18 protein-coding genes and 1 pseudogene are annotated in these 19414 nt (G+C 64.4%); 5 read left to right on the forward strand and 14 right to left on the reverse strand.

Translation table 11 applies throughout. The features are described from left to right. Positions 1-241: 241 nt before the first annotated feature. Both EWE75_RS21580 and EWE75_RS21585 read right to left on the reverse strand, forming a co-directional pair. Positions 242-1285, reverse strand: coding sequence for an aromatic ring-hydroxylating oxygenase subunit alpha (locus EWE75_RS21580; RefSeq protein WP_130160175.1), 1044 nt, complete (start codon positions 1283-1285; stop codon positions 242-244). Positions 1286-1645: 360 nt separating this feature from the next. Beyond that, on the reverse strand, positions 1646-3121 hold the full coding sequence (locus EWE75_RS21585) for a carbohydrate porin (RefSeq protein ID WP_130160176.1): 1476 nt from the start codon (positions 3119-3121) through the stop codon (positions 1646-1648). 180 nt (positions 3122-3301) lie between these two features. Between EWE75_RS21585 and uvrA the strand changes: the two genes are divergently transcribed. Beyond that, positions 3302-6346, forward strand: a complete 3045-nt coding sequence (uvrA, locus tag EWE75_RS21590) for an excinuclease ABC subunit UvrA (protein ID WP_130160160.1) — start codon at positions 3302-3304, stop codon at positions 6344-6346. A 789-nt stretch (positions 6347-7135) separates the two neighbouring features. On the opposite strand, the gene EWE75_RS21595 is transcribed toward uvrA, so the two are convergent. After that, a complete protein-coding gene (locus EWE75_RS21595) occupies positions 7136-7678 on the reverse strand; it encodes a Panacea domain-containing protein (protein ID WP_130160161.1) in 543 nt (180 codons plus the stop codon). Between the two features lie 191 nt (positions 7679-7869). Next, the gene (locus EWE75_RS21600) at positions 7870-8148 is read right to left on the reverse strand and encodes a type II toxin-antitoxin system Phd/YefM family antitoxin (RefSeq protein WP_130160162.1); all 279 of its coding nucleotides are present in this window, start codon (positions 8146-8148) and stop codon (positions 7870-7872) included. A 221-nt stretch (positions 8149-8369) separates the two neighbouring features. Between EWE75_RS21600 and relB the strand changes: the two genes are divergently transcribed. After that, positions 8370-8552, forward strand: coding sequence for a type II toxin-antitoxin system RelB family antitoxin (gene relB, locus EWE75_RS21605; RefSeq protein ID WP_130160163.1), 183 nt, complete (start codon positions 8370-8372; stop codon positions 8550-8552). Positions 8553-8609: 57 nt separating this feature from the next. Beyond that, positions 8610-8823: pseudogene (locus tag EWE75_RS26345) on the forward strand (type II toxin-antitoxin system RelE/ParE family toxin). 317 nt (positions 8824-9140) lie between these two features. Here the strand turns inward: EWE75_RS26345 and EWE75_RS21615 are convergent. Then, entirely contained in the window at positions 9141-9575 is a 435-nt protein-coding gene (locus EWE75_RS21615) for a UrcA family protein (protein WP_130160164.1), read from the reverse strand. Positions 9576-9778: 203 nt separating this feature from the next. On the opposite strand from EWE75_RS21615, the gene hslV reads away from it, so the two are divergent. Then, entirely contained in the window at positions 9779-10345 is a 567-nt protein-coding gene (gene hslV / locus EWE75_RS21620; protein ID WP_130160165.1) for an ATP-dependent protease subunit HslV, read from the forward strand. 114 nt (positions 10346-10459) lie between these two features. Next, positions 10460-11758 (forward strand): ATP-dependent protease ATPase subunit HslU, encoded by a 1299-nt coding sequence (gene hslU, locus EWE75_RS21625; protein ID WP_130160166.1) that lies wholly within the window; start codon positions 10460-10462, stop codon positions 11756-11758. A gap of 12 nt (positions 11759-11770) precedes the next feature. Here the strand turns inward: hslU and EWE75_RS21630 are convergent, their stop codons facing one another. The 9 genes from EWE75_RS21630 to EWE75_RS21670 all read right to left on the reverse strand — a co-directional run bounded on the left by EWE75_RS21630 (position 11771) and on the right by EWE75_RS21670 (position 19200). Continuing rightward, entirely contained in the window at positions 11771-12178 is a 408-nt protein-coding gene (locus EWE75_RS21630; RefSeq protein ID WP_130160167.1) for a hypothetical protein, read from the reverse strand. Positions 12179-12190: 12 nt separating this feature from the next. Further along, entirely contained in the window at positions 12191-12925 is a 735-nt protein-coding gene (gene gloB, locus EWE75_RS21635) for a hydroxyacylglutathione hydrolase (protein ID WP_130160168.1), read from the reverse strand. Continuing rightward, complete coding sequence (locus EWE75_RS21640; RefSeq protein ID WP_130160169.1) at positions 12922-13977, reverse strand: NAD(P)H-dependent flavin oxidoreductase; 1056 nt, start codon at positions 13975-13977, stop codon at positions 12922-12924. The genes gloB and EWE75_RS21640 overlap by 4 nt, the downstream gene beginning before the upstream one ends. 1 nt (position 13978) lies before the next feature. Continuing rightward, the gene (locus EWE75_RS21645; protein WP_231708497.1) at positions 13979-14395 is read right to left on the reverse strand and encodes a VOC family protein; all 417 of its coding nucleotides are present in this window, start codon (positions 14393-14395) and stop codon (positions 13979-13981) included. Positions 14396-14454: 59 nt separating this feature from the next. Further along, entirely contained in the window at positions 14455-15210 is a 756-nt protein-coding gene (locus EWE75_RS21650; protein ID WP_130160170.1) for a tetratricopeptide repeat protein, read from the reverse strand. Further along, positions 15210-15926 carry an alpha/beta fold hydrolase gene (locus EWE75_RS21655; RefSeq protein ID WP_130160171.1) on the reverse strand — a complete coding sequence of 239 codons (717 nt, stop codon included), beginning with the start codon at positions 15924-15926 and terminating at the stop codon, positions 15210-15212. Before EWE75_RS21655 ends, EWE75_RS21650 begins: the two co-directional genes overlap by 1 nt. 48 nt (positions 15927-15974) lie before the next feature. Further along, the gene (locus tag EWE75_RS21660) at positions 15975-17033 is read right to left on the reverse strand and encodes a M48 family metallopeptidase (RefSeq protein ID WP_130160172.1); all 1059 of its coding nucleotides are present in this window, start codon (positions 17031-17033) and stop codon (positions 15975-15977) included. Beyond that, the gene (locus EWE75_RS21665; protein WP_130160173.1) at positions 17033-18130 is read right to left on the reverse strand and encodes a YjgN family protein; all 1098 of its coding nucleotides are present in this window, start codon (positions 18128-18130) and stop codon (positions 17033-17035) included. The genes EWE75_RS21660 and EWE75_RS21665 overlap by 1 nt, the downstream gene beginning before the upstream one ends. Before the next feature lie 122 nt (positions 18131-18252). Continuing rightward, entirely contained in the window at positions 18253-19200 is a 948-nt protein-coding gene (locus tag EWE75_RS21670; RefSeq protein WP_130160174.1) for a retron St85 family RNA-directed DNA polymerase, read from the reverse strand. Between the last annotated feature and the right edge of the window lie 214 nt (positions 19201-19414).

The raw sequence follows: 19414 nt of genomic DNA on the forward strand, positions 1-19414 counted from the left end.
AACAACTCTCGAAAACCACGCACCTGCATCTCCCGGTCTTTCCAGAAGACGCTTCAGAATCCTTTTTCCTGCCCGGCGCTACTCCCTCCAGCTCAAATGCGATTCCCCTGCCCTGAAAGGGAGGGGGCGGGGGTGGGTTGCTCTCTGTATTATGGAACGGCATCCTCATACGATGCCCGAGAGTGCCCCGCACGAGGCACAAGCGGATGTTGCCGACACGGCTCCAGTGCGACTGTAATCCCTATTGCTGTCCCGATGTGCCTTCCAAAAGGGCGCCCGTGTCGTCGGTTGCAGCTTCCTCGCGCCGCATCTGCATGAGCCGGCGGCGAGCGCGGATCGCAGCGGCATCGGACGGTAGGATTACGGGGCGCATCGACCAGAAGTCGCGCCCCGCCATCGCGTCCTGCTGCGCGCGGATCATCGGTTCGTCCTCTTCAAGGAACACCTTGCGCGCCATGGCGGCGGCCTCCTCGCCATGTTCGCGCGTGAAGAAATAATGGCTTTCGGTGGCGCTCGACGGCGTCAGGATGTGCGGATTGGCCATCTGCGGCATTAACGGTTCGTGCCGCTCCGTGCCGGCGCGCGCCATCCCGATGAACAGCGCGAGGGAGGCAGGTGCGTGCCAGCGGATGTGGAGCCACTGGTCGACGGCACCCCCGACCCCGACCATTGGCACGGCCCATTCGGGTGGCCGCGATCCGTCCATGTCCCACTTGTTCCAGAGCGCTCCGTCAGGCCCGGTTTCGACCGTCTGCTTCCCGAACTCAAAAAGCGCACCGTTCACACCGAAGGTTTCGGTGTGCAGGAACTCGGCGTGGCTGAGGTCGAGCAGGTTGTCGGAGATCAGCTCGTAGTTCACGTTCATCACCAAATGGTCGCGCGCGTCGCGGACGTCGTCGATAAAGGAGAAGTCGGGGATCAGCGCCGGATCGGCCAGCGCGCCGTCGCCCGGCCAGAACCACAGGCCGCCATGCCGTTCTACGAGGGGTCTGGCCGCGACCCGCGTCTCAGGTGGTACAGCCTTGCCGAAAGGGCTGAACACGCACGATCCGTCGGCGCCGAACCGCAGCCCGTGGTAGCCGCAGGCGATGGTATCGCCGACACGCCGGCCCCGACTGAGCGGAACGAACCGATGTGGGCAGCCGTCCGCCAGCATCACCCAGCCCTCGGCCGTGTGCATAATCAGCCACGGCTCGTCGAGCAGCCGGCGGGCAAGGAAGCCCGCATCGGGTACTTCCTTCGCCCATGCAGCCAAATACCAGGAATTGCGGACAAAGTCTGACATCGTGAATCTCCTCAAGGGAAACAGACAATGCCGACCGAAGCGATGTTGATTGCCTGCACCCACACGCGGTTCTGTCCCGCATCAAGTTGTGGGGCCTGCAGTTGGTGCCGATGCACCACCCCAGACCGGCACATGCCGATCACCAGGCTTTGCCCGCAAAGCGAGCACGAGAAAGATAAATTAGAACCCGCGTTCGAGTCAAGTCGCGAGCAAGGCCCGATGCCGCCGACAGATGATCGCGATCAGAAAGCCGCGATTGACGGCAGCGTCCACACCCGGAGCCAGGCACAACACCGATGTGCGGCTCTTGAGAGCCTGGCCTCCCGCCTACGCGGGAGAACATAGAGCTTTAAGCAAAGCCTAAAGCGTGATCGCCGCCTTCAACCCCAGCACGCCGACATCGCCCAGCGTCTTCACCCCGCCCGGATGGTGGATCACCTGTACATTGGGCTGCAATTCCAGCCAGGGCACCGGCGTGATGCTGTAATACACTTCGGCGGCATATTCGGCATCGCGCACCGGCGTCCCCGGCACCAGCAGATCGGCCCGCGCCGCGCGCCCGTTGACGTTGGTCCGCCCGACCGCGACGCCGAGCACGTCACCGCCCACGCCCGGCAGCAACCCCTTGTAGAACAGCCCGAGCGCGACCTGATTGTCGGTCACGCTGGTCGCGCGGTCGGCTTGCGTGACGTTGGCGAACACGCCCAGCCCGGTCAGCGCCTTGCCGTCCTTCGAGGTGCCGCTGACCTGCTGCTGCACACTCGCATACACGCCATAGCGCCCCGAATGCCTGAGCGGCGCCAGCCCGGTGATGACCGTCGGCTGGTGGTTGGTGTCGAGCAGCACGTCGTCGCCGGCGGTGGTCGAATACCAGCCGCCCACTTTGTACGATCCGACGTGCCCGCCCTCCAGCCCGCGCGTCCAGCCCGCCTCGAACGGCACCAGCACCCCGGTCGCGCCGCCGAAGCGCGCGACGAAGAAATTGTTCTTAAGCTCGTTGGGGTTTTCGACATAGCCGCCAACCTGAACGTACACGCCCTTGGCGACATCGACATGGACGACCCCCGCCCACTGCGCGACCGGCCAGTTGTACCAATAGTCGCCGACCAAATTGCCCGGCTGCGCGCCGCAGAAGGTGAGGTTCTCGAAATGGCACGAGAACACCGCGAAGTCCGACCCCGGATTGGTCCGCCCGAGCTTCATCTCGACGCGGTCGCCGAGCTTCTGCTGATACCACAGCTCTGTCACGCGAATGGTCTGGCCGCGACCATAGACTTCCTGCACCTGTTGCAGCGTGTTCAGCCCGGCATCGTCGGAGAGGTTGCGCCCGCGCCGCCACGTCAGCGTCGCCTGGAAGGTGCCGCCGTCGATCCCGGCGATCGTATCGAGATCGAACTTCGCGCCGAAATCGACCTGCCCCGTCTCGGTGATGCGCGCCGTCTTGCCGCCCGTGACGTTCCACGCGCTTTCGGAGGCATAGCGCGCCGACACCTCGACCCCGCGCTTGCCGAGCCAGGTCCGTGCCTGCCGCCAGTCGCCGAACAGCCCCGGCGGCGCCTGATAGCGCGTATCGCCGATCCCCGTGCCGGGGGACATGTCGCGCGGGTGCAGCGCATGGGTGAAGCGCCGCCGTGCCGCCGGGGTGGCGGCGTTGGCGGGCTTTTGCGTGTTGGTGGCGGAACTGTCGGTCGCTGCGGCGGGTGCGGGCGCGCCGATATCGACCTGCGGCGGCGGGGCAGGAGCGTCCTTCGTCTCCTGAGCCACCGCGCCGCCGGCCGAGAACAGGCACGCCGCGCCGAGCAGCGGCGCCAGCCGGCGGGTCGTCGTCACGATCATCATCCAACCATTTCCGTAAGAGGCGAAAAAGAGACCCCTCAATGGGTGTAGCGATGTTTCGTTCCATCCCCGAAAGGATCGCCCGCGCACGGCTTTGTGGCGATCCCCCCTCGCACCGCGCGGATCGGCGCCCTATCTCTACTCTGGAATCCCATTCAGAACAAAGCTAGAACCATCGGCATGGCCCTTACCACCATTTCCGTGCGCGGCGCGCGTGAGCACAATCTCAAGAACGTCTCGGTCGACATTCCGCGCGACACGCTGACGGTCATCACTGGCCTCAGCGGCTCGGGCAAGTCGAGCCTCGCGTTCGACACCATCTATGCCGAGGGCCAGCGCCGCTACGTCGAGTCGCTCAGCGCCTATGCGCGCCAGTTCCTCGAGATGATGCAGAAGCCCGATGTCGACCACATCGAGGGCCTCAGCCCCGCGATCAGCATCGAGCAGAAGACCACCTCGCGCAACCCGCGCTCGACCGTGGCGACCGTCACCGAGATTTACGATTACATGCGCCTGCTGTGGGCGCGCGTCGGCATTCCCTACTCGCCCGCCACCGGCCTGCCGATCGCCGCGCAGACCGTGTCGCAGATGGTCGACCGCGTCATGGCGCTGCCTGAGGGCACGCGGCTGTACCTGCTCGCCCCCGTCGTGCGCGGCCGCAAGGGCGAGTATAAGAAGGAAATGCTCGAGTGGCAGAAAGCGGGCTTCACCCGCGTCCGCATCGACGGCGAGCTGGTCGAGATCGACGAGGCGCCCGCGCTCGACAAGAAGCTCAAGCACGACATCGAAGTGGTGGTCGATCGCCTCGTCGTGAACCCCGAAAGCGCGACGCGCCTCGCCGACAGCTTCGAAACCGCGCTCAAGCTCGCCGAAGGGCTGGCCTATGTCGATCTGGTCGATGTGACGGTTGCCGATGCCACCGCCAAATCCCCCTCCCGCACGCGAGTTTCGGGTCGGCCAGTCCCCCGGACTGGCCTGAACGATCCGGGGGATCGTTCACCCGAAACTGGGCTAGGGGAGGGCCTGTCCACAAACGCCGCCCAATCGGACATGCCCTCCAACCCCTCCCCCAAGGGGGAGGGGAGCAAGAAGATGAAGGGCACCGGCATCCCCGACAACCGCATCGTCTTCTCGGAAAAGTTCGCCTGCCCGGTCTCCGGCTTCACCATCGCCGAGATCGAACCGCGCCTGTTCTCCTTCAACGCCCCGCAAGGCGCATGCCCGGCCTGCGACGGCCTCGGCGAGAAACTGCTGTTCGACGAAGACCTCGTCGTCCCCAACCACGCGCTCAGCATCAAGAAGGGCGCGGTCGTGCCCTGGGCGAAATCGAACCCGCCCAGCCCCTATTACATGCAGGTGCTCGGCTCCCTCGCGCGCGAATTCGGCTTCAGCCTCGATACGCCGTGGGCGGAACTCCCCGGCGAGGCGCAGCTCGTCATCCTCCACGGCACCGGCGGCAAGCCGGTCACGCTCACCTTCATCGACGGGCGCAAGAGCTACGACGTCAAGAAGCCGTTCGAAGGCGTGATCGGCAACCTCAACCGCCGCATGCTCTCAACCGAGAGCGCGTGGATGCGCGAGGAACTCAGCAAATACCAATCCTCCGCCCCCTGCGAAGTCTGCGGCGGCGCGCGCCTCAAGCCCGAGGCGCTCGCGGTCAAGATCGGCATGCGCGACATCTCCAGCATCACCCATCTCTCGGTGGTCGATGCGCTGGCGTGGTTCACCGCGATCCCGGCCGAGCTCACCACGCAGCAGACCGCCATCGCCGAACGCATCCTCAAGGAAATCCTCGAGAGGCTCGGCTTCCTCAACAACGTCGGGCTCGATTACCTCAACCTCGATCGCACCTCGGGCACGCTCTCGGGCGGCGAGAGCCAGCGCATCCGGCTCGCCTCGCAGATCGGCTCGGGCCTGTCGGGCGTGCTCTACGTGCTCGACGAACCCTCGATCGGCCTCCACCAGCGCGACAACGACATGCTGCTCGCGACACTGCGCCGCCTGCGCGATCTCGGCAACACCGTGCTCGTCGTCGAGCATGACGAAGATGCGATCCGCACCGCCGATTATGTGATCGACATGGGGCCGGGCGCCGGCGTCCACGGCGGCAACGTGATCGCACAGGGCACGTTCGAGGAGGTGCTCGCCACCGAAGGCAGCATCACCGCCGATTATCTCGCCGGCCGCCGCAGCGTGCCGGTGCCCGCAAAGCGCCGCAAGGGCAACGGCAAGAAGCTCACCGTCCACAACGCCACCGCCAACAATCTGCGCGGCGTGACGGCGAGCATCCCGCTCGGCACCTTCACCTGCATCACCGGCGTGTCCGGCTCGGGCAAGTCGAGCTTCACCATCGACACGCTCTACGCCGCCGCCGCGCGCAGCCTCAACGGCGCGCGCATCGTCCAGGGCAAGCACGACAAGATCACCGGCCTGCAATATCTCGACAAGGTGATCGACATCGATCAGTCGCCGATCGGCCGCACCCCGCGTTCGAACCCGGCGACCTATACCGGCGCCTTCACCCAGATCCGCGACTGGTTCGCCGGCCTGCCCGAATCGCTCGCGCGCGGCTACAAATCCGGCCGGTTCAGCTTCAACGTCAAAGGCGGCCGCTGCGAGGCGTGCCAGGGCGACGGGCTGCTCAAGATCGAGATGCACTTCCTCCCCGACGTCTATGTGACCTGCGACGTCTGCCACGGCGCGCGCTACAACCGCGAGACGCTGGAAGTGAAGTTCAAGGGGCTGAGCATCGCCGACGTGCTCGACATGACCGTCGAGGATGCAGTCGAATTCTTCAAGGCAGTGCCGCCGATCCGCGACAAGATGGCGATGCTGGCGGAAGTCGGCCTCGGCTACGTCAAGGTCGGCCAGCAGGCGACGACGCTGTCGGGCGGCGAAGCGCAGCGCGTGAAGCTGGCGAAGGAGCTGTCGCGTAGGGCGACGGGGCAGACGCTGTATATTCTGGATGAGCCGACGACGGGTCTGCACTTCGAGGACGTGCGCAAATTGCTCGAAGTGCTCCACGCGCTGGTCGAGCAGGGCAACACCGTGGTGGTGATCGAGCACAATCTCGACGTCATCAAGACCGCAGACTGGGTGATCGACCTTGGGCCTGAGGGTGGCGTCAAGGGTGGCGAGATCGTTGCTGAGGGCACGCCCGAGGCGGTGGTGAAGGTGAAGGCGAGCTTTACGGGGCGGTATTTGAAGCCGTTGTTGGGGAAGTGATATTAAAGATGGCGACCGAGTAAACGCGTACTCGGTCGCCGCACAACCTACTCGGGTCGATCGAAAAGGTCGTCAGTCGTAGGCTTAGGTCGAGGTTTGGGTCGCTCGGATCGAACTCGATCCACGATTTTCTTTGCGTCAATATAAGTTGTAACGTACTCGTGAACTCGAGCGTCAGAAAGCTGCTTTAGATCGCTGTGGTTAATTACCGTAGCGTAGACGCCATCCTCGCCCGATAAATCCACAATTTCCGTTTGACCAATAACCCAGTCACCTGTGCAATATGCCTGCCTGCCAAGTGTAGAATACAGGGTAAGGGCTTCTTCAGGTAGGCTTTGCTTCCGGGGTTGCAAAAGCGGGATTATAGGCGTGCCTGCTTTGATGTACCAACAGACAGCTTTAACGCTAATTAAGATTTCAGGCCCCCACTCGATCTTACGATTGGTCGTGAGACCAGATTGGGGGAAGTCTTCGAATCTTTTGGTTTCTACCGGATTGCGCTCGCCCAATTCGCACAAAGCGCGAATGCAAGCTTCAACCCTCGGATGCGTGCCTGAATAAACTAGATGGGACGAGCAAGATTTAATTACGCCCCGACGTGCGACTGGCATCGCTCCCCATGTTTTTGCATGCGTAAAGCCAATCTTAGCATCATCAAATTCTAGCATTCGATCCGCAGTCAGCCGGACATTACCGGGAGCCGTTACAGTGGCAACGGATAGTGCCAGCGGAGCATTCGAACGGGCTTGTTTCGTCATCGTGACAGGAGAACAGAACGGGGCCGCATTGTCAATGAAGCGACTCTCTCAGCGGCAATCGATGGTGCTTGGCTATCACATCGTTCTCAATGCAACGCCCTTTAAGGGAACCGCTAGAAAATCTTCGAAGCGTTTCCGCCCAAGGCCCTGTCTCCGAATGCGTCATATTCGATAGAGTTGATGCTGTGTATCTTACGTAAGCGTCAAAAGTTTTACGTACAATATCTTCTATATTTCCTAAATCGTTTACCGTTGCCAGCTCACGTTCGCATGATATAGGATTAAATCTATAAGCGCGCGTTTCAATAAAATTCGAACCATGTTGCTTAAACTCTTGAAATATACACGGTATAACCGGTCCATATTCCCAGGCCTCGAAGTCCTGCTGAATTAAAGGTATTCCCGTTTGTATCAAAAAATCAGCATGACAGTAATAAAGCAATTTTTGAAGTTTCATAGGCGTGATGGATACGCCCAACTTAGATGACCAATCGAGAATGAGATTAGACAGGCCTTTCGCATCTACTGGTGCAAAAGCCTTCATAAGAGAATTATCTGAACGCGAATGTTCCACACGACTCCCTTGACCAAAGCCAAAACTGCGATTTCTATCGTAGCCTTAAAGCGCTTAGAAGGTAGCGAAAGTATGGCAAAAAAACGAACAAAACAAGAACAAATATGGAACTAAAGGGATTTTGTGGGATGAAAGCGCAGTTAGCCAGAGCGTCGCAGGTGAGCGTATCGTCGTGGGGACGGCCGCCGCGATCATGTCGCTGCGGGATCGGCCAACCGCCGTCCGGCCTCCTTGCAGCGTTCGCCCGGTTCGGCGTTGAGGATGGCGTCGAGCGTCTCCCCCTCCATATCCTCAACCCTGATCGCCTGCCGGTCGCGCCGCACCAGCCGCGCATAGTCCTTGAGCGAGAGCATCACGACGCGCATCGTCCCGTCGCGCGTGATCCCGACCGGACCCCGCATCGCCGCGTCGAGGTAGAAATCGAGACGGGCTGCGACATCCTCAGCGGGGGTGGCGAGGGGGTCTGACATGGCGGACGGCTCCGGGCAGGTGGCATCGTCGTCATACCGGCTTCGGCACGGTAGATCGACTCAAGCCGGCGAGTCCGATGCATCACAGGCGCGCCACGGGCAAAGCCCGTGTCGTCGGACGGCGCTGGAGCGCCGCCGGCCGGGCACGGCTCCGGCTGCGCCGGGCGTGCGCTTGGCTTGCGCCAAGTGCTTGCGCGCCGCGCCCATGCTATAGTCCCCGCATGACGAAGATGACCCCCATCGAGTCCGAATTCGCCACCACCGAGGACGAAGCCGCCTATGATGCGTGGTTCCGCGCCAAGGTCGAGGCCTCGCTTGCCGATCCGTCGCCACCGATCCCGCACGATCAGGTGATGGCGGAACTCCGCGCCATCATCGCAGCCAGGCGGACCAAACCGGCCTGATGCGCCGCGTCGTTTGGCGCGAAGGCGCGGGCGCAGGCGCGCGAGATCATCGGTTACATCGCCGACCGGAACCCCGCCGCCGCCGAACAGCTCGCCGACCGTTTCGAAGACGCGGTCGATCGTCTGCCCGATCACCCGCATGTCCACTGCCCCCGTTCGCGTGCCCGACACGCGCGAGGCGATCGTCCATCCGAATTACATCATCCTCTATCGCGTCGGAGAGTCGGTGATCGTGGTGGCGGTGCTGCACGCCCGCCAGCGCTATCCCTGACCCGCGCGCCACGGGCAAAGCCCGTGTCGTCGGACGGCGCCGGGGCGCCGCCGGCCGGGCGCGGCTCGTGCGCTCGCGTTTGGCTGCGCCAAACACTTCGCCGCCGCGCTGTCCTACACGCCCGCCCCGGCCTATCCTGCGCGGTGATTCCATCACCCCGCGAAAGCCGCATCATGCCCTCGCCCCGCCGCCCGCATCCGGCCCCGCACACCAGCGCGCGTGCGGCCAAAGCAGACACCGCCCGCAACCTTCGCAACCTTCCCCGCACCGTGGCTCGGGTGGACAATGATAGCGATGTTTGGAGCGCGCCAATCGCGTCACCGCCGCGTGGAATACTCGTCCTCGACCGACCATTGCCGCTCGGGCAGCCACACATGCGCGGTGTCGGCATAGTAGCGCGGCCGCTCGGTGTAGCGCGCCTCGATGATGCGAACCTGCCGCAGCGCATCGCGGACCGCCGTATCGGTGCAGGACGGCGCATAGCTCGCCGCATAGCGCCCGTCGCCCAGCGAGTCGCACAACTCATGCGCGGTCACCGTCACGCGGCGCCGCAGCTCGCGCCGATCCTCGGGATATTGCAGGTGGAGATCGCCATAGCTCACCCGCTGCGACACCGAATCGACACTGTCCGGGATTGGCACATGACCATAGACCACCAGGTCGTCGCGGCCGAAGTTCTGCGCGAGCGCCGGGCTCGCCATCGCCGCCAGCACGGCGCCTGCCGCCAGGATACGAAGCGCAAAGCGTGTCATCGGGTGCCTCCTTGCTTGCCCGGCCCGCCGCGCGGGCTCGAGGCTTGATGCGGCGTTAACCTTATCACGCCGCCGCGTTCCGGCAATCCGGGCGCGGCGCGCGGTGTGCCATTCGGGGAACGGTCGTGCCCGGCAAGCGCCGCACCCGCGTATCGTAGCGGAGCGGATTGCACGGCGGCGCGACCGCTCCCATATCGCGCCGCATGAACGATAGCTCCAATGCACTGGTGTGGCACGGCACCACGATCCTCTCCGTGCGCAAGAACGGCCGCGTCGTCGTCGCCGGAGACGGCCAGGTGACGCAGGGCCAGACGGTGATGAAGCCCAACGCGCGCAAAGTCCGCCGTTTGGGTGACGGCTCGGTGATCGGCGGCTTTGCCGGCGCGACTGCCGATGCCTTCACGCTGTTCGAACGGCTCGAACGCAAGCTCGAACAGCATCACGGCCAGTTGCTCCGCGCCGCCGTCGAACTCGCCAAGGACTGGCGGACCGACAAATACCTCCGCAACCTCGAAGCGATGATGATCGTCGCCGACAAGGACGTGACGCTGATCCTCACCGGCAACGGCGACGTGCTCGAGCCCGAAGCCGGCATCGCCGCGATCGGCTCGGGCGGCAACTACGCCCTCGCCGCCGCCCGCGCGCTGGTCGAGTATGAAGGCGACGCCGAGACGATCTGCCGCAAGGCCATGAAGATCGCCGCCGACGTCTGCGTCTACACCAACGAACGCCTCACCATCGAAGCGATCGACGGCGCGGTCGATGCGTAATTCCCCTCCCGCATGCGGGAGGGGCTAGGGGAGGGCCTGTCCTCCCCGCCGCCGCCCGCGAACATGCCCTCCCCCGACCCCTCCCGCATGCGGGAGGGGGGAAGAAGAAACCAGATGAACGACGCACTCACCCCCAAAGCCATCGTCCGCGCGCTCGACGCGCATATCATCGGCCAGGCCGACGCCAAGAAGGCGGTCGCGGTCGCGCTGCGCAACCGCTGGCGCCGCCAGCGGCTCGGCGCCGATCTTCGCGACGAGGTTACGCCCAAGAACATCCTGATGATCGGGCCGACCGGCTGCGGCAAGACCGAGATCAGCCGCCGCCTCGCCAAGCTCGCCGACGCGCCCTTCGTCAAGGTCGAGGCGACCAAGTTCACCGAGGTCGGCTATGTCGGCCGCGACGTCGAGCAGATCGCGCGCGATCTCGTCGAGGAAGCGATCCGGCTCGAGAAGGAACGCCGCCGCGTCGCGGTGAAGGACAAGGCCGAGGAAGCGGCGCTCAACCGCCTGCTCGACGCGCTCACCGGCAAGGGCGCGAGCGAAGCGACCCGAGAGGCATTCCGCCAGCGTTTCCGCGACGGCCATCTCGACACCACCGAGATCGAGATCGAACTCGAACAGGCGCCGCAAATGCCGTTCGAGGTGCCCGGCGGTGCCCCGCAGATGATCAACCTCACCGAGATGATGGGCAAAGCGTTTGGCGGCCAGCAATTGAAGCGCCGCAAGCTCACAGTGCCGGCCGCGTGGGAGAAGCTCGTCGAGGAGGAGGCCGACAAGCGGCTCGACCAGGACGAGGTCAGCCGCATCGCGCTGGCGAATGCCGAGGAGAATGGCATCGTCTTCCTCGACGAGATCGACAAGATCGCAGTGAGCGACGGACGCGGCGGCGGCTCGGTGAGCCGCGAGGGCGTCCAGCGCGATCTGCTGCCGCTGATCGAGGGCACCACCGTCGCGACCAAATACGGGCCGATGAAGACCGACCATGTGCTGTTCATCGCGAGCGGCGCGTTCCACGTCGCCAAGCCAAGCGATCTTCTGCCCGAACTGCAGGGCCGCCTGCCGATCCGCGTCGAGCTGAAGGCGCTGACCGAGGATGATTTCGTCGCGATCCTCTCCGACACCAAAGCGTCGCTTACCCGGCAATATGTCGCGCTGATCGGCACCGAGGGGGTCACGGTGGAATTCACCGAGGACGGTATCCGCGCGGTCGCCAAGATCGCCGCCGAGGTGAATGGCGAGATCGAGAACATCGGCGCGCGCCGGTTGCAGACGGTGATGGAGAAGCTGCTTGAGGAAGTCAGCTTCGAGGCCGAGGACCGGCAGGGCGAGACGATCGTGGTCGATGCCGCTTACGTCGAAAAGCAATTGTCGAGCATCGCGCGCAACACCGATCTGTCGCGCTTCGTGCTATAGCGATACCGCGCCCTATCTGGGCGCGGTATACGGTACGAATTCGCGGATCGTGCAGACGCCGCTCGGGATGCGGCTGGTCAGATCGACGGTGCGGATCGGGTCGCCCGCGCAGAGCTGCGACCCGAACTGTTCGGTGACGATGGCGTCGCCGCGATCGAGACCGTTGCAACCGCCATTGGTGTCCGCGCGGTAGATCTTGCGGCGCGATACTGTGTACAGGATCGTGTCGCCGATCCGCTGGGTGGCATATGGCTCGCGGCTGTCGAGGCATTGCTGCGGCTTGCCGGGAACGAGCCCGGCGAGCGCCGTATCGAGTTCAGCCTTGTTCCTGGCCGCCGCGCGCGCGGCATAGCCGTGATCCGAAGAGAGCGCAGCCGAGCCGGCGCACAGCAGCATGGCGGGGAGGATGAAGCGGTACATCGGCTGACCTTTCTATCCTCGAAAACTATCCTTCGCCGCACGCCGCTCGGCAAGCTGCTCCGTAGATGCCGCGCGGAGAAACGGATTGGTCGCGCGTTCCAGCGCGATCGTGGTCGGCACCGTTGCCTCGCCTGCCGCGCGTGCCGCATCGACGTCTCGCATGCGTGCGACGACATCGGCATTGTCGGGTTCGGCGACCAGCGCGAAGCGGCCGTTGCTCTGGGTATATTCGTGCGCGCAATAGACCGCCGTATCGCCGGGCATTTCCGCCAACCGCTGCATGTTGCCGAACATCTGCTCGGCCGTCCCCTCGAACAGCCGGCCGCACCCCATCGCGAACAGGGTATCGCCGACGAAGATCGTGGCGTCCTCGGCCAGATGAAACAGGATGTGCCCGGCGGTATGCCCCGGGGCCGCGATCACGCGCGCGACATGTGCGCCGAGCCGGACCGTGTCGCCTTCGGCAAGCTGGATATCCAGCGTCGGGATCTTCGCGGCCTCCGCCGCCGGCCCGCTGATGATGGCGCCGGTCGCGGCCTTCACCTCGGCATTGCCGCCGGTGTGGTCGGCGTGCCAATGCGTGTTCCAGACTTGGCCGATCGTCCAGCCGCGCCGCTCAGCCTCAGCGAGCGCGGACGCGGCCTCGCCCGGATCGATCACCACCGTCTCGTCGGAGACGGGATCGTGGACCAGCCAGATGTAATTGTCGGTGAAGGCGGGGATGCGGACGATGTCGAGATTGCTCATGCGGGTTCCTCCATCGCGAGCGCGGCAAAGCCGAGCCGGCGGGTAAGCACGGCGGCGGGCTCCGCGCGGGCGAGGGCGACGCCCTGCCCCGCCCAGAGCGGTGAATAGTCACCGCGCCCTTCGCTCTCGGCATGCGCGCGCAGCGGGGCGACCGCAGCACTGGCATAAGGAAAGGGCGGGGCGGCGGCGCTTACCGAGCCGATCGCGTCGATCAGCCGGTTGCGCAAGCCCCGCGCTAGCCCGCCAGAGAACAGGTTGGTGAACACGCTATCGTCGGCGCTCGCGCTTTCGAGCGCGGCGCGGTGTGCAGCGCTCGCCGTGCTTTCGGACGTGCGAAGAAACGCGGTGCCGACTTGCACCGCCGCCGCGCCGAGCATGATGGCGGCGCGCACGCCGCGTTCGTCGGCGATGCCGCCCGCAGCGATCACCGGCACGGCGACCGCATCGACGATCTGCGGCACCAGAGCGATTAACCCGACCGGCTTGTGACCGTCGAGGAAATGCCCGGCATGCCCGCCTGCCTCGAAGCCCTGCGCGATGATCGCGTCACAGCCGCGCTCCGCCAGAAAACGCGCCTCGGAGACGGTGGTGGCGTTGCCGATCAACCGCGCGCCGGTCGCACGTACCCGGTCGAGCAGCGCCGGTTCGGGCAGGCCGAAGTGGAAGCTCACGAACTCGGGTCGCGTGGCCTCGATCGCCTCGGCCATCGCCGCATCGAACGGGCGGCGCAGCGGCGGCGCGGTGGTCGGTCGCGGCACATCCTCGGCGACATAGCAGGGCGCAAGCTGCGCTTCCCATGCGGCCGTATCAGGCACCGGCCCCAGCCGATGGCAGAAGACGTTGAGGTTGAGCGGTCCACGTCCCGCCGCACGCACCATCGCGACCGCCTCGACAACGGCATCTGGCGACAGCGTCGCGCAGGCGAGCGAACCCACCGCGCCCGCACCGATCGCGGCGATGGCCAACTCAGCACCGGCAAAGCCTGCCATCGGCGCCTGAATCAGCGGGAGGCGCGCGCCCGAAAGATCGAGAAACGCACGCACTCCCGCCATCTCACCATACTCCGATGTTGGGCATCGATGCCCAAGGCTCGGTCGGGGGCAGATGGCCATCCTGCAACAGCTCGATCGAAATGTTATCGGGGGTGCGAACGAACGCCATGTGCCCGTCACGCGGCGGACGGTTGATCGTGACGCCAGCATCCATCAGCCGGCGGCACGTCTCGTAAATGTCGTCGACCTGATAGGCGAGATGACCGAAATTGCGCCCGCCGCTATACTCTTCCGGGTCCCAATTATGCGTCAGCTCGACCTCGGCGACCCCCTCCTGGCCCGGCGCGGCGAGGAAGATCAGTGTGAAGCGGCCCTGCTCGCTGTCGATGCGGCGCACTTCCTTGAGGCCGATCAGCTCGAAGAACGCGATCGTCGCCGCCGGATCGGTGACGCGGATCATGGTGTGGAGGAATTTCACCGGCGAATGGCTCCTGTTGTGACGGGCCACAGATAGGCACCCCGTCCCGCCAGTGCCAGCTAGGGCTTTGCCGGCGTATCGAATTGCGCGAGCGCTACGGTCGCGGCCTTGTTGGCGTCGCTGCCGGGCTGGAGCTGCGCGGCGCGGCCCCATGCTGCCCTGGCGCCGGCTTCGTCGCCCGCCTTGGCGGCGATGTTGCCCGCTTCGAGCTGGACGGAGGCGTCGTCCGAAGACCGTTTGAGCGCCTCGGTGATGTCGGTCTGCGCGCGTTTGATGTCGCCCGTTCGCCGCGCGAGTGTCGCCGAGAGCAGCCAGGCGAGCGGGTCGCTGCTCGCCGCCAGCAGAGCCTGATCGAGATCGGCGCGGGCGGACGCCATGTCACCGGCGGCGACAAAGGCGCGGGCGCGGTCGAGATAGGCTTCGCCGCTCTGTAACCCGACCAGCGTGTGCGGGGCGAGCGCGGCGTCGAGAGCGGCACGCGCCTTGCTGGCGTCTTTCGCGCCGAGCCAGGCATTGCCCGCCTGTGCCCAATAATAGGCGCTGCGATCGTCGCGGGCGACATCGGCGGCGCGCGCTGCCAGTTCGAACTCGGCGGCGGCGGCGGACCAATGCCCTTCGTTGGTGTATGCGATGCCGAGGCATTGGTGCGCGAGGAATCCACCGCCGTCGAGCATCCAGCGGCTCGCCGCGCCTTCTGCGGCGGCGGGGTCGCGCGCGGCGAGATCGACGCAGCGGTCGTAGCGCTCCCGCGTCGGATTGGGGGCTGGGGGCGCCTTCTGCGCAGCGGCGGCCAAGAGCAGCAAGGGCAGGATCATCAGCGCGGCGCAACCTGTTCGATCAGACCGATGATCCGCGCGACATCGGCATCGCGCGACAAGCGGTGATCGCCGTCCTTGACGAGCGTAAGCTGGACGTCGGCTGAACGGATCAGCTCGGCCAGGCGAACGCTGCGGTTCCACGGCACGTCGCGATCGACCATGCCGTGGATCAGCCGTACCGGTACGTCGATCGCGATCGGCCCGAACATCAGCCGGTTGGCCTCGCCCGATTGCCAGAAGGCGCGGGTATAGACGGTCGGCGTGTCGGCATAGGGCGACGGGCGTTCGAGCCGCCCGCCCGACAGAATCGCCAGCTTCTCCTCGACGTTGAAGCCCCAATCGGTGAAGTCGGGCGCGGGCGCTATGCCGATGAGCGCCGCGACCTTCTCGGGGTGATCGCGCGCGATCAGCAGCATCAGCCAGCCGCCCATCGACGATCCGACCAGGATGGCTGGCCCTTCGACCAGTTGATCGAGCAGCGCCAGCACGTCGTCGCGCCACCCGGCGAGTGTCTGCTCCTCGAAGGCGCCCTTGCTCGCGCCGCAGCCGCCGTAATCGAAACGCAGGCATGCGCGGCCGGTCGCCTTCGCCCATGCCTCGATCGCGAGCGCCTTCGCGCCAGTCATGTCGGACGCATAGCCGGGCAGGAAGACGATCGTCGGACCAGCGCCCGGCGTGAAATGATAAGCGAGTGCGGGGCGGGGATCGGTCATGGTCGGGCTTTACCCGGCCTCGCGATGCTCGGCAAACGGCGCGGCTGGCTAGAAGCGAAACCCCGCCGCGCGCGCCTTGGGATCGGCGGAGCAGATGTCGCGCAGCGCGCCCCATTGATCGGCGTCGAGCACGGGGCGGTCGTCGTGGTGCAGGTTCGCGGCGGCGATGAAGCGCGATGCGCGGTCCTGCGACATCGGATGCGTCGCGAGGTAGGCGGTGAGGCGGCCGATGCCCTGCGCGTCCTCGCCGGCCGACAACCGCTTGAAGAAGCGTGCGGTCGGCAGCGGCGAGATGTGCGCTTGGGCGAGCGCGTCGATCGCGAAGCCGTCGGCGCGGGCTTCGGCGTCGCGCGAATAGGCGGAGGCGAGCAGCGCGTTGGTGTAGCCGCCGACATGCCCGTCGAGGCCGCCGAGCAGCACGCTGAGGCCGAGCTGGCGCAGCAGTGATTCGAGCACGTCGCGGTGGCGGACATGGCCGAGTTCGTGGGCGATCACGCCGGCGATCTCGTCGGGCGAGGCGGCGGCTTTTACGAGGCCGTCGAACAGCACGATGCGGCCGCCCGGCAATGTCACGGCGTTGACGATCGGCAGATTGACGACGCTGACGCGCGCATCGGCATCGCCCGGAGCGACGCGCGCGACCAAAGCGGCGAGCGCTTGCGGGCCGTTCGGGCCGGCGCAGTTGCGGTCGCCGAAGTCGCCGGCCATCATGTCGCCGAGCTTGCGTTCGACCGATTGCGGGACGGCGCGGGTGACGAGCGCTGGCGTCATCAGGAACAATCCGACCGCAATCGCAGCGAAGGTCGCGCACAGCGCGGCTGCGGGCCAGAGACCGATCCGGTCGATCAGGCGGCCGTAGCGTGTTGGAGCGGGGAGGCGCGGGGCGAGATCGGCGGGGAGGCCGCCGGGGAATCCTATTCTCCAACCGGTGGAACCCTTTAGGCCGTAGATCGCATCGCCGTCGACCGTGTCGCGGGCGACGAGATCGGCGAAGCGGTATGGCCCTTCCGACCTGTCACTTTCGACCAGCCGGAACGCATCCCCGTCCGCCACCAAATCCGGCTCCCGGCGCAGCGCGCTGAGGCCGTCGTAATGCCACACGCGCATCAGATCGCGCCGATGTCGAAGGCGTCGAGCAGCCCCTCGCCCTGGCCGGGCTGGCGCGTGGTGGACTGGGTGAGGCGGGCGAGATCGATCTCGCCATAAGCGTGCATGTGGCGGATGAAGAACGTCCAGTTGCGATAGCCGACGAAGATCTGGCCGATGCCGAACGTGAAGATCACCAACGCAAAATTGCCGGCGAACAGCTTGATCCAGTCGCCCGTCGTCGCGGTGAAGGAGAATTCCAGATCGCCGAGCCGCAGCGCGCCCACCGCCTCGCGGAAATAGGCCGAATAGAACACCAAAGCGATCACGCCGAGCACGATGAAGAACAACAGGTAGAACCCCGCCATGATCGCCAACAGCACGAACGGCATCGCGCCGGGGTTCGGCACGGTCCCCCACGATCCCAGCCCGCCCGCAACCACGCCGAACACCGCCACCGCGATCACCGCGAACACGAAGACCACCGGCGCCAGATAGAACAGCAGGAAGCGCAGGAAGATCGGCGCGGCAAGCGCATCGGCGCGGAAGCGGTAGGGGCCGAAGCTCATCTCGCCCCACCGCTCGTTCCACAGGCTCGTCATCGTCCAGGGGACGATCAGCCCGAACGTGAACCAGCCGAGCACGCTCTTCCACACATAGCTCCAGCCGAACGCCAGCCCGAACGTGTCGCTGCCGCCGCGAATGCCGTGCCAGAGCGTGCGGCTGAGCCGGTAGCGCAACGCGCGGAAGATCGCGACGCCGGTGAGGAAGAAGACGGCGAGGTACAGGACCAGGCCGATCACGCCGGCCAGCCCGGGATGCCCGCGCATCACCGCGCTGTTGAGCACGACGAGGTTGATGAAGCCGAACGGGATCACGAAGATCAGCATCGCGAGGCCATAGCCGACCATCAGCTCGCGCCCGGTGCCGGTCCATTCGAGCCGATCGTCGATGAACTGCGTGCGGCTCCACAGATAGCGCCGCTCGCGCGTGCGCGCCCAGAACAGATAGACGCCGAGCGTGACGATGCTCAGCAACAGGTTGGTGAAGGCAATCGGCGCGAACTCGCGCCAGTCGCCTGAAAAGGCGAAGGCCTTGTTGCCCTGCGATTCGTGCATGTTCCGTAGCTCTCCCAACCGGAGGGGGTTGGAGCGCAGGGCGGGGGCGGGGTCAATGCGTTAAAAACAAGCGGCGCTCATCGGCGAGCGCGCAGGGCGCCCTCACAAGACGCCCGCTGCCGCTATTCACGATGATAATCCCGAACGCTATATTTGATAGTTTCCAGGTTTTCGCGCCCATAAGTTAATTCTAGGCGGTTATAGAATTCCGGCTCAACGTCTTTAGCGAAGGCCAATGTCCCTGCGAGATTGACAAGGGCCGCCTTACTCAGCTTTCCACTCACCGCGTGATGTACTCGCGCTCTTATCAACCGCTTCCTATCTCGACCCAAGGACACCCGGCCATCAAGCGTTAGTACGAGACCAGTGACTTGGCGGTGATATTTTGGAGTAACGAGAGTCGTTTTTGATCCGTTTATGGTGAGAGATGGGGTTCCAAGAGAGTTGATTACGCTTCGGAGAATCTTATCAACTTCGCGCAGGTTCCAAGTTCTTTCTGACGAGAAGGTCATATCATCCGCATATCGCGTATAAGTGATTTTGTGCGCAGTGACGCGTTCATGAACTTGACAGTCGAAATCATAAAGAAGGACGTTGCTCAAGATTGGCGAGGAAGGCGCACCAATTGAGAGGCGCAAAATACGTCCTCCCTTCGGACGCCGGAATAACAGCCTGCCGGCTAAAACTGCATCGCTCCTGTCCATCACCTTGCGCCGATCACAATATGATAGCCATGCCTGCTCTGTAATCGAAGGGAAAAAATCCTTAAAATCATACTTTAGAATTGCACGATTATGGCAATGGCGTTCCGCGTTTTGTCGTATTGAAGAACCCTTTTTATAGGCGGTCGCGCAGTGATGTACTGGGAGTTCGTTCAAAAATCCGCTTATTATCGCCCTCTGTGCTATTTTTAATTCGAACGCAGGGTGCGCAATTTCGCGTCTTCCTCCAGATCTTTTCGGGATGAAGTAGGTCTTGTACCTATCCGGGGCAGTGGCAATCAAGGCTGCTAGTTCGCGCTCGCCGATCCGCAGCTCTCTAATAAGCAAGTCTACTAACTTACTTCTCATAGTATCACCTGATCTACCGACGCGACACGATCAATATCGTTGTCTTCCCAAAACTTACGGAACTCGGCCCTTCTTCTAGTCTTATCTTTTAGAGTCCTCGGTGAGGAGAAACCCCTCCGACTTCAGTCGGATACTGGCTTCAGCCATCGACTCGGCCGATAGCGTGTAACCTCGGAAAAAAGAGACAGCCCGTAGGGCGTTGAGTCTCTTTTTT

This window comes from Sphingomonas populi (assembly GCF_004208535.1).
Taxonomy (GTDB): domain Bacteria; phylum Pseudomonadota; class Alphaproteobacteria; order Sphingomonadales; family Sphingomonadaceae; genus Sphingomonas; species Sphingomonas populi.

Excerpts from the sequence above, each read along its gene's own strand:
- EWE75_RS21580 (WP_130160175.1), bottom strand. The coding sequence starts at position 1,285 with ATGTCAGACTTTGTCCGCAATTCCTGGTATTTGGCTGCATGGGCGAAG.
- EWE75_RS21660 (WP_130160172.1), bottom strand. The coding sequence starts at position 17,033 with ATGCGCGTGTGGCATTACGACGGCCTCAGCGCGCTGCGCCGGGAGCCG.
- EWE75_RS21615 (WP_130160164.1), bottom strand. The coding sequence starts at position 9,575 with ATGACACGCTTTGCGCTTCGTATCCTGGCGGCAGGCGCCGTGCTGGCG.
- EWE75_RS21655 (WP_130160171.1), bottom strand. The coding sequence starts at position 15,926 with ATGACCGATCCCCGCCCCGCACTCGCTTATCATTTCACGCCGGGCGCT.
- EWE75_RS21600 (WP_130160162.1), bottom strand. The coding sequence starts at position 8,148 with ATGTCAGACCCCCTCGCCACCCCCGCTGAGGATGTCGCAGCCCGTCTC.
- hslU (WP_130160166.1), top strand. The coding sequence starts at position 10,460 with ATGAACGACGCACTCACCCCCAAAGCCATCGTCCGCGCGCTCGACGCG.
- EWE75_RS21670 (WP_130160174.1), bottom strand. The coding sequence starts at position 19,200 with ATGAGAAGTAAGTTAGTAGACTTGCTTATTAGAGAGCTGCGGATCGGC.
- EWE75_RS21630 (WP_130160167.1), bottom strand. The coding sequence starts at position 12,178 with ATGTACCGCTTCATCCTCCCCGCCATGCTGCTGTGCGCCGGCTCGGCT.
- uvrA (WP_130160160.1), top strand. The coding sequence starts at position 3,302 with ATGGCCCTTACCACCATTTCCGTGCGCGGCGCGCGTGAGCACAATCTC.
- EWE75_RS21665 (WP_130160173.1), bottom strand. The coding sequence starts at position 18,130 with ATGCACGAATCGCAGGGCAACAAGGCCTTCGCCTTTTCAGGCGACTGG.
- EWE75_RS21585 (WP_130160176.1), bottom strand. The coding sequence starts at position 3,121 with ATGATCGTGACGACGACCCGCCGGCTGGCGCCGCTGCTCGGCGCGGCG.
- gloB (WP_130160168.1), bottom strand. The coding sequence starts at position 12,925 with ATGAGCAATCTCGACATCGTCCGCATCCCCGCCTTCACCGACAATTAC.
- EWE75_RS21640 (WP_130160169.1), bottom strand. The coding sequence starts at position 13,977 with ATGGCGGGAGTGCGTGCGTTTCTCGATCTTTCGGGCGCGCGCCTCCCG.
- relB (WP_130160163.1), top strand. The coding sequence starts at position 8,370 with ATGACGAAGATGACCCCCATCGAGTCCGAATTCGCCACCACCGAGGAC.
- EWE75_RS21650 (WP_130160170.1), bottom strand. The coding sequence starts at position 15,210 with ATGATCCTGCCCTTGCTGCTCTTGGCCGCCGCTGCGCAGAAGGCGCCC.
- hslV (WP_130160165.1), top strand. The coding sequence starts at position 9,779 with ATGAACGATAGCTCCAATGCACTGGTGTGGCACGGCACCACGATCCTC.